The 1,453-nt window shown below is 34.8% G+C and carries 3 protein-coding genes; all 3 read left to right on the top strand.

Annotation, left to right across the window (positions count from 1 at the left end; translation table 11 throughout):
* Positions 1-466: Rnf-Nqr domain containing protein (locus KHW44_RS09570; RefSeq protein WP_304068875.1), on the top strand; the 466-nt coding region annotated here is incomplete at its 5' end.
* Positions 466-1,047 carry an electron transport complex protein RnfA gene (locus KHW44_RS09575; protein ID WP_094225462.1) on the top strand — a complete coding sequence of 194 codons (582 nt, stop codon included), beginning with the start codon at positions 466-468 and terminating at the stop codon, positions 1,045-1,047. The genes KHW44_RS09570 and KHW44_RS09575, both read left to right, overlap by 1 nt.
* Positions 1,048-1,057: 10 nt before the next feature.
* Positions 1,058-1,453, top strand: a 396-nt coding sequence (locus tag KHW44_RS09580; RefSeq protein WP_304068878.1) for an RnfABCDGE type electron transport complex subunit B, incomplete at its 3' end; no start/stop codon positions are given.

A 1,453-nucleotide genomic window follows, 5' to 3' on the forward strand; every position in this document is an offset into this window, starting at 1 on the left:
CATAGTAATATCATTACTTAGAAATTTTATTCCGGATAAAGTAAGAATTCCGGCATATATCGTTGTAATCGCAACATTCGTAACATTAGTTTCAATGATACTTGAAGCATTTGTTCCAGCGTTATACAGTTCATTGGGAGCATTCGTTCCTTTAATCGTTGTAAACTGTATAATCTTAGCGAGAGCTGAATCTTTCGCATCTAAAAATGGTGTATTCTTATCATTATTAGATGGTATCTCAAATGGTTTGGGATATGGAGTTGTAATCATTTTGGTTGCATTCATCAGAGAATTATTAGGCTCAGGAAAAATATTAGGAAAACTTGTAATAGGAAATATTCCTCCAATTGGTATCATGTCAGCAGCTCCTGGAGCATTCATGGTACTTGGAATATTGTTAGCTACTTACAATTATTTCTTAACAAAACAAGAAAGAAAGAAGAACAATATGAGAGGTGAAGACTAATGTTAGCAAATGTATTTAAAATAATAGTTCTTTACTTATTAGTAAACAACTACGTATTTGGTCAATTCTTAGGACTTTGCCCATTGATAGGTGTATCTTCAAAAACAGAAACAGCTATTGGTATGGGTATGGCAGTATTCTTCGTTATCACAATAGCATCTGTCGTTACTTACGTTCTACAAATTCAAATACTAGAAAGATTTCACATTGAATACTTACAAACGATAGTGTTCATATTGGTTATTGCGACATTGGTACAATTCGTAGAAATGGCATTAAAGAAAATGAGTCCAAACTTGTACTCCGCACTTGGTGTATTCTTGCCTCTTATAACTACAAACTGTATAGTATTGGGTGTTGCATTAGCAAACGTAAAAGAAAAATACAACTTAATTGAAACATTAGCAAGTGCTATTGGTGCTTCACTAGGTTTCATTTTAGCGATAACTTTATTAGCTGCAATCAGAGAAAGAATCGCATTAAATAAAAACATTCCTGAAAGTTTTAAAGGTGTACCAATCGCATTTATTACTATTGGATTAATGGCGATGACATTCTTCGGATTCGGCGGATTGGTATAGGAGGTAATAAATGACAATTTTAACTCCATTTATAATCTTGGGAGCACTAGGAATTTTATTTGCATTACTATTGGGTTTTGCATCTAAAAAATTCGAAGTTCAAGTTGATAGAAGAGTACTTAAAGTAAGAGAAATGTTACCTGGCGCAAACTGTGGTGCCTGCGGATTTCCAGGTTGCGACGGACTTGCAGATGCCATCGTAAACAAAGGAGCACCTTGTAATTCTTGTCCTGTTGGTGGAAAAGAAACTGCTGACAAATTAGCAGCATTCATGGGAGCTGATGCAGTGGATTCTGCAAAGCAAGTTGCATGTGTAATGTGCCAAGGAACTCCAGAATACGCTACTGAAAAATTCAAATACAAAGGTATTATGGATTGTAGAGTTAACCACAATCTTCAAGGTGGA

This window comes from Finegoldia magna (genome assembly GCF_018371055.1).
Classification (GTDB): Bacteria; Bacillota; Clostridia; order Tissierellales; family Peptoniphilaceae; genus Finegoldia; species Finegoldia magna_I.

Coding starts and splice junctions, on each gene's coding strand:
- KHW44_RS09575 (WP_094225462.1), top strand. CDS start 466: ATGTTAGCAAATGTATTTAAAATAATAGTTCTTTACTTATTAGTAAAC.